The sequence below is a fragment of the Rhizomicrobium sp. genome, from assembly GCF_056722145.1.
Genome location: NZ_JBWZET010000180.1, coordinates 1 through 7,538, shown reverse-complemented (window position 1 = coordinate 7,538; position 7,538 = coordinate 1). Strand labels below are relative to the sequence as shown.

At 63.6% G+C, this 7,538-nt stretch carries 8 protein-coding genes; 3 read left to right on the top strand and 5 right to left on the bottom strand.

All coding sequences use genetic code 11. The features are described from left to right. Positions 1–158: 158 nt before the first annotated feature. Positions 159–1,565, top strand: coding sequence for an outer membrane protein assembly factor BamB family protein (locus tag AC1P6P_RS09565; protein WP_481402211.1), 1,407 nt, complete (start codon positions 159–161; stop codon positions 1,563–1,565). A gap of 130 nt (positions 1,566–1,695) precedes the next feature. Beyond that, entirely contained in the window at positions 1,696–3,027 is a 1,332-nt protein-coding gene (gene der, locus AC1P6P_RS09560; RefSeq protein ID WP_481402210.1) for a ribosome biogenesis GTPase Der, read from the top strand. Positions 3,028–3,140: 113 nt separating this feature from the next. Here the strand turns inward: der and AC1P6P_RS09555 are convergent, their stop codons facing one another. Further along, on the bottom strand, positions 3,141–3,437 hold the full coding sequence (locus AC1P6P_RS09555; protein ID WP_481402209.1) for a type II toxin-antitoxin system RelB/DinJ family antitoxin: 297 nt from the start codon (positions 3,435–3,437) through the stop codon (positions 3,141–3,143). Positions 3,438–3,617: 180 nt separating this feature from the next. Between AC1P6P_RS09555 and AC1P6P_RS09550 the strand changes: the two genes are divergently transcribed. Next, a complete protein-coding gene (locus AC1P6P_RS09550) occupies positions 3,618–4,184 on the top strand; it encodes a T4SS efffector SepA family protein (RefSeq protein ID WP_481402208.1) in 567 nt (188 codons plus the stop codon). Between the two features lie 28 nt (positions 4,185–4,212). Here AC1P6P_RS09550 and AC1P6P_RS09545 read toward each other — a convergent pair whose 3' ends face one another. From AC1P6P_RS09545 to AC1P6P_RS09530, 4 genes are all read right to left on the bottom strand, one after another. Continuing rightward, positions 4,213–4,932, bottom strand: a complete 720-nt coding sequence (locus tag AC1P6P_RS09545) for an SDR family NAD(P)-dependent oxidoreductase (protein WP_481402207.1) — start codon at positions 4,930–4,932, stop codon at positions 4,213–4,215. Between the two features lie 54 nt (positions 4,933–4,986). Beyond that, positions 4,987–6,453 (bottom strand): amidophosphoribosyltransferase, encoded by a 1,467-nt coding sequence (purF, locus tag AC1P6P_RS09540; RefSeq protein WP_481402206.1) that lies wholly within the window; start codon positions 6,451–6,453, stop codon positions 4,987–4,989. Next, positions 6,450–7,199 carry a CvpA family protein gene (locus AC1P6P_RS09535; RefSeq protein ID WP_481402205.1) on the bottom strand — a complete coding sequence of 250 codons (750 nt, stop codon included), beginning with the start codon at positions 7,197–7,199 and terminating at the stop codon, positions 6,450–6,452. The genes purF and AC1P6P_RS09535 overlap by 4 nt, the downstream gene beginning before the upstream one ends. 45 nt (positions 7,200–7,244) lie before the next feature. Next, positions 7,245–7,538 (bottom strand): magnesium chelatase domain-containing protein (locus AC1P6P_RS09530; protein ID WP_481402204.1); only part of this gene is annotated, 294 nt, incomplete at its 5' end.

Below are 7,538 nucleotides of genomic sequence, written 5' to 3'. Positions count from 1 at the left end.
ACCGCCCTCGCCGCCGACACCGACGCGCCCAATTCGCTGCGCCAGCGCGCCGAGGCGATGGCAACGCTCATCCGCACCAGCGGTGGCAAGGACTACGGCAAGGTTCCTGAACCGCCGAAACCGGATCAGGCCGCCACCGCGCAAGGAACTCACACGCCATGATCACACGCAAGTTCGCGCCGATTGCCATTCTCACGGCAGTGGCGTTGCTCGCCGGCGGCTGCGGCATCACCGACACGATGGGCCGCTGGTTCTCCTCGCCGCACAAGTCGAAAATCCGCGGCGAACGCATTTCGATCATGGCGGGCGACGATGCGGTCAAGCCCGATCCGACGCTCAAGGCCATCAAAGTCGAGCTGCCGGCACCCTATCGCAACACCGAATGGGCCCAGCCCGGCGGCTTTGCCTCGAATGCGATGCAGCACCTGATGGCATCCGGCCCGTTGCAGCAGATTTGGCAAGCCGATGCCGGCGCCGGCTCGCGCACGTCCTCGCGCCTTACCGCCTCGCCGATCGTCGCCGGCGGCAAGATCTACGTGCTGGATTCGCGGGCGCGCGTGTTCGCCTTCAACGCCCAGAACGGCGAACCGGCGTGGCACGTCAGCGTCGCGCCTCCGGGCGACCAGGACCTCGTCAACATGCTGACCCTCGGCGTGTTCGGCGACGACAAGCGTGTCGATTCCACCAAGGGCTTCGGCGGCGGCATCGCCTACGATGGCGGCAAGCTGTTCGCGACGACCGGCTTCGGCGACGTCGTGGCGCTCAACGCCGCGACCGGCAAGGAGCTGTGGCGCAAGAATTTAGGCGCTCCGATCTCCAACGCGCCGGTGATCAACGGCGGCCGCCTGTTCGTCGCCTCGATCGACAACCACATGCACGCGCTGGCGGTTACCAACGGCCGCGAGCTGTGGGACCATCAGGGCATTACCGAAAACGCCGGCATCATGGTGTCGACCAGCGCCGCGGTGGCGGGCGAGTTCGTCATTTCCCCGTATTCGTCGGGCGAAATTTACGCCATGCGGGTGCAGAACGGCCGCCCGGCATGGAGCGACATGGTCACCCGCAGCCATGGCATCACCGCGCTGTCGGAAATCGACGACATCGCCGGCCGTCCCGTGGTCGATCGCGACCTCGTCTTCGCCATCAGCCACTCCGGCGTGATGGCGGCGATCCAGCTCGACAAGGGCGACCGCCAGTGGCAGCGCGAAGTCGGCGGCATCCAGACGCCGTGGGTGGCGGGCGACTATGTCTTCGTCATCACCCTGCAGAACCAGATCATGTGCCTGACCCGCAAGGAAGGCCGCGTGAAATGGATTCATCAGCTGCCGCGCTGGACCGATCCCACCGACACCACTTCGGACCCGATCGTGTGGAGCGGCCCGGTGCTGGTCTCCGACCGGCTGATCGTGCTGTCGTCGGACGGCTATGCCGAGGCGATTTCGCCCTATACCGGCGAATTCATGTCCCGCATGGAAATTCCCGACGCCGCCTACATCGCGCCGGTGGTGGCCAACGAAACGCTGTACATCCTGACCAACAACGCCGATCTGGTGGCGTTGAAATAGGAAAATGTGAGTAGTGAGTAGTGAATAGTGAGTGGTATAAACCGTCACTCCCTACCCCCTACCCCCTACTCCCTACTCCCTACTCCCTACTCCCTACTCCCTACTCCCTACTCCCTACTCCCTACTCACCATGACCTTCACTGTCGCCATCGTCGGCCGCGCCAATGTCGGCAAGTCCACGCTTTTCAACAAGCTGGTCGGCCGCCGCATGGCATTGGTGCATGACACGCCCGGCGTCACCCGCGACCGGCGCGAGGCCGAGGGCGCCATCGGCCCGCTGACCTTCACGGTGATCGACACCGCCGGCATCGAATCCAGCGCCAAGGAAAGCCTGGAAGCGCGCATGGCACAGCAGACCATGGCCGGTGTCGCCGATGCCGATGTCTGCCTGTTCATGTTCGATGCCCGCGAGGGCGTCGTCACCGCCGACGAGATCGTCGCCGAGATGCTGCGCAAGACCGGCAAGCCGGTCATCCTGATCGCCAACAAGTGCGAGGCGCGCTTCAGCCAGGCCGGCGAGGCGTGGGCGCTCGGCTTCGGCGAACCCTTGCAGATTTCGGCGGAACACAACATCGGCTTCGCCGACCTGATCGAGGCCCTCACGCCGTTCGCCGCCAAGAGCGAAAGCGAAGCCGCCGATGACGCCAACAAGCCGCTCAGGCTGGCCATCGTCGGCCGTCCGAATGTCGGCAAGTCGAGCCTGTTCAACCAGCTCCTCGGCAGCGAGCGCTCGCTGACCGGTCCGGAAGCCGGCATCACCCGCGATGCCATTGCGGCGCGTTGGGAGGCCGAGGGCCGCGAAATCCTGCTGCACGACACCGCCGGGCTGCGCAAAAAGGCCCGCGTCGCCGGCAACACGCTGGAAGAAATGAGCGTCGGCTCGACGCTGGAAGCGGTGCAGTTTGCCGATTGCGTCGTGGTGGTGATCGATGCGCTGCAGGCGTTCGAGAAACAGGACCTCGTCATCGCCGACCTGATCGAGCGCGAGGGCCGCGCCGTGGTGTTCGCGATCAACAAATACGATCTCGCCCCCAACCGCGCCGGGCTGATTTCCAAGATGCGCGAGAAGCTCGACGAGTCACTGCCGCAGCTTTCCGGCGCGCCGCTGATCGCCACTTCCGCCACCACCGGTGAGGGCCTCGAGCGGCTGCTCCCCGCCGTGCTCGCCGCCGACCGCGCCTGGAACAGCCGCGTGCCGACCGCAACGCTGAACCGTTTCCTCGAGGAAGCGATGGCGCGCCACGCCGCCCCTGCCGTCTCCGGCCGCCGCGTCAAAATCCGCTACATGACGCAAGCCAAAAGCCGGCCGCCGACGTTTGCGCTGTTCGGCAACCAGCTCAACCATTTGCCCGAATCCTACGTCCGCTACCTCGCCAACAAACTGCGCGAAACCTTCCACCTCGAAGGCACCCCGATGCGCATGGTGATGCGATCAAGCAAAAATCCATACGCCAGGGATTAGGCCAATCTGTCATCCCCGGCTGAGCCAGCGCAGCGCAGCGAGGGGAAGGGGATCCAGGTTTCTACAACACCACAAACGAACCCGAACCAGCACTGATACAGGTTTGGCAGCGATTACCCGCGACCGCGTGCGGCAGCGCGGCGCTTAGCGAAGTGCGCATTCACCTCATCAGAAGGCCGCGCCGGCTGCAAATCCTCCAGGGCTTCCTGCACCTTGGTGCGGAACCACGCATCATAGTCTGCCTGATTGTGAGTGAGCTCAAACGGCAGCGCGCCTTCATTGGCCGTTCGCGTCAACAAAATCCGGACCGCGTCCGAGATCGTCAAGCCGACGGTTTCCAGCACGGCGGCAGCTCGTTCTTTCACGTCGGGATCAATACGCGTTTGGACGAGGGAATTGCTGCTGCTCATTGGCGGACCTCTGTTTGCAGGGGCATGCGTTGTAGTTCAATTGAACGACAATGTCATTACATCGATTATACAGGTGAATGGCAGCAGTAAACGCACAACATGAAAATATGTTACATATCCTTGTTGACTGAAACTTGAAGATATGTAACATATTCTCCACCGGAAGCGATGGAGAAGCAAATGATGCCTGTCGTCAGAATCAACGATGCCACCTTTGTCGACCTGAGCACTCTCAAGACTTGGTACGGCACCAAAACACCAAGCGAGACCATTGATCGGCTCGTACGCGAGACGATGGAACAGCTCGGCATGGAGCGGGATGACGAGCCGCAGGATATCGTAACCACACTTGGCGACGGTCCGATGCAGTTTGGCACCGCGCCGGGGCTTGCGTTCACGAAACCGCTTTCGGCGTCGATCAACGGCAAGGTACTCCACACACCTCGCTGGTCTGCGATCCTGCTCTCCATGATTGGGCAGTTGAAGTCCAAGGGCCTTGATAGTGAGAAACTGGTGCGCGAACTGACGATCCCGGCCAAGGCAGAACAATACGAAGATGAAGGATTCAAATATCATCCTGATCTTGGAATCTCTGTGCAGGGCCAGTCAGCATCAGATTGCTGGAAGCAAGTTGACCGTATCGCCAAGAAGTGGCGCATCCCAATTTCGGTCGAGTTTTGGTGGCGGCAGAATCCTAAAGCACAGTATCCCGGCAAGAGGGGCGTGCTGCGGTCCGGGAATACGTGAAGCTGTTCCCGAACAGAATGTAGATAAATTATTTGCTATCGGCCCTTCCCCACTCCCTCGCATTCACCACCGCGCCATTCTCTGCCCAGTCCGGTGACAGCATCTGGACGATCAGTGGCGCGAGGTCGTGCGGCTGGGGCAGCGTCGACGGGTCTTCGCCGGGCATCGCTTTGGCCCGCATCGCGGTGGCGGTGGCGCCGGGGTTCAGCACGTTGACGCGCACCTTGGTGCTCGCGCATTCGGCGGCGTAGGTGAGCGCGAGACTTTCCACCGCCGCCTTGCTCATGGCGTAGCCGCCCCAGAAGGCGCGGGGCTTGCGCGCCACGCTCGATGACACGAACAGCGCCCGTCCCGCCTCCGCCGCGCGCAACAACGGATCGAGCGAACGGATCAGGCGCCAGTTGGCGGTCACGTTCACCGCGAGCAATTCGTCGAATGTCATCGGTTCGAGATGGGTCAGCGGCGACAGCGCGCCGAGCACGCCGGCATTGGCAAAGAATGCATCCAGCCGGCCCCAGCGTTCGAACAGCGAAGCGCCGAGCCGGTCGAGGGCGGCGAAATCCTTCACGTCCAGCGGCACCAATGTCGCCGAGCCGCCGGCCGCGCGCACCAGATCGTCGGTCTCTTCCAAACCGCCGACGGTGCGTGCGACGCAGATCACATGAGAGCCGGCACCGGCCAGTGCGACCGCTGCAGCGCGCCCGATCCCGCGCGAGGCTCCGGTGACCAGGGCGATGCGCCCGCTCATTTTTCCTCGCGCTTCATTGCCGAAAACCGCTCTCCACTTTTCGGTGAAGCGCTCTCAGACCGTTTCAACGAGAAAGGAGAGCTGGCTGTCTTTGCTGAGGTCGGCGTCGGTCATGCGGATGGGATAATCGCCCGAGAAGCAGGCATCGCAGAACTTCGGCGCTGCCGCATCGCGACGCTGCTCGCCGACGGCGCGGTAAAGCCCGTCCATCGAAATGAAGGCGAGGCTTTCGACGCCGATGAACTTCGCCATCTCCTCGAGGTTCATCTCGTGCGCCAACAGCGCGTGCTCGTTGGGCGTATCGACGCCGTAGAAGCAGGAATGCTTGGTCGGCGGGCTGGCGACGCGGAAATGCACTTCGGCGGCGCCGGCATCGCGCACCATCTGAACGATTTTCTTCGAGGTGGTGCCGCGGACGATCGAATCGTCGATCAGCACCACCCGCTTGCCGGCCAGCGTGGCGCGGTTGGGATTGTGCTTGCGGCGGACACCGAGGTGACGAATGCCGTCGGTCGGCTCGATGAAGGTGCGCCCGACATAGTGAGTGCGGATGATGCCGAGCTCGAACGGAATGCCCGACGCCTGCGAGAATCCGAGCGCCGCCGGCACGCCGGAATCGGGCACCGGGATGACGAGATCGGCATCGGCCGGCGATTCCTGGGCGAGCTGCTGGCCGATCGCCTTGCGGGCCTCGTAGACGTTGCGCCCTTCCACGGTCGAATCCGGCCGGGCGAAATAGATATATTCGAAAATGCAGAAGCGCGGCTTCTGGCGCGCGAAGGGGAAGAAGCTTTCGACCCCGTCCTTGGTGAACACCACGACTTCGCCGGGCTCGACGTCGCGCACGAATTCGGCGCCGATGATGTCGAGGGCGCAGGTTTCCGAGGCGAAGATCGGGGCGCCGTCGAGCATGCCGAGCACCAGCGGGCGCACGCCCCACGGATCGCGCACGCCGATCAACTTCTTGGCGGTCATCGCCACCAGCGAATAGGCGCCTTCCACCTGCTTCAGCGCATCGATTAGCTTGTCCACCACCGGGCCTTTGTTCGAGCGCGCGGTCAAGTGGATGATGACTTCGGTATCGGAGGTGGATTGGAAAATCGCACCGTCCTGCACCAGCTTGGCCCGGAGCGCATAGGCGTTGGTGAGATTGCCGTTGTGGGCGATGGCGATGCCGCCGCCGGTCAGATCGGCGAACAAGGGCTGGATGTTGCGCACCGCCGAGCCGCCCGCCGTGGAATAGCGGTTGTGGCCGATGGCGTACTCGCCCTTGAGATTGGCGGTATGGGCGCTGTTCTTGCCGAAGATGTCGCCGACGAGGCCCGGATGGCGTTCGGCGATGAACTGGCCGTGGTCATAGGTGACGACGCCCGCCGCTTCCTGGCCGCGGTGCTGCAGCGCGTGCAGCCCGAGCACCGTCAGGGCGCCGGCGCCGTGATGGCCGAAGATTCCGAAAACGCCGCACTCCTCGTGCAGGGAGTCCGTCGCCTCGCCTGCAAAAGGATCGGTCAGCCCGCTCATGGCTTGCCGCTCTTGTCGCTGTTCGTTGTTTCGATCAGCCTGTCTAGCGCGTGCCGGTCCTTGGCGCCATAGGTCTTCTTCGCATGTTTTGCGGGCTGTGGCCGCGGTTGCGGCGCCGGCTCGGATTCCGCCGGCTTTTGCTCCGGTTTCGCCTCCGCCGGAGGCGGCGGCTCGTCGGTTTGCTCGATTTTGGCACCGATCGGATCGGTCGAATCGTTGGGATCTTGCCGGTGTTCGCGCGCATCGCGGGGAACTCCGACTTCCTGATTGGGAATCAGCGACGCGACGATCTCGGCCGACGCCCGTATAACGGGATAAAGCCGGGTGTTGAGGATCCAGTTCGGCTGGTCGCGCGATGGCACCCAGGCGGTGAACACCAGATACGCGATACCGACGATGGCGACACCTCTGAGGAGACCGAAGCCGGTGCCGAGCACGCTGTCGAGGGTGCCGACCTGCGATTTCTTGACGTTTTGGGAGATGCGCGACGACGCGAATTGCAGCGGGATCAGCACCGTCAGAAACACCAGCAGATAGCCGACCGCCTCGCCCAGCCATTGCGGGCTGATCATGCCGCGCAGCCACCACGCCACCCAGGGGCCGAAATAGAGCGTGGCATAGGCGGCGGCGATCCAGCCGAACACCGCCAGCGATTCGGCCACCAGCCCGCGATAGGTCGCGTAGACCGCCGAGGCGATGACGATCAGCACGACCACCAGATCAAGGAACTGGAACGACAGGTTCATGGCCCGATTCTACTGCAAGCGGCGATTCGAAGGAATGCGCGGCGGCTACTTGCGGGGCGCACCGGCACTGGCGACGGCGATCAGGTCGCCGACATCCTTGACCTGTTTCAATGACAGTCCCGGGACATCGCATTTGGTGTCGCGCGGGACCACCGCGGTGGTAAAGCCGAGTTTCGCGGCCTCTTTGAGGCGAAGCTCGCCTTGCGGGCAGGTGCGGATGTCGCCGGTCAGGCTGATCTCGCCGAAAAATACCGTGTCGGGCGGCAAGGGCGTGCCGGCGAACGAGGAAATCAGCGCCGCCGCCGCGGCAAGATCGGCGGCCGGCTCGCCGACTTTGAG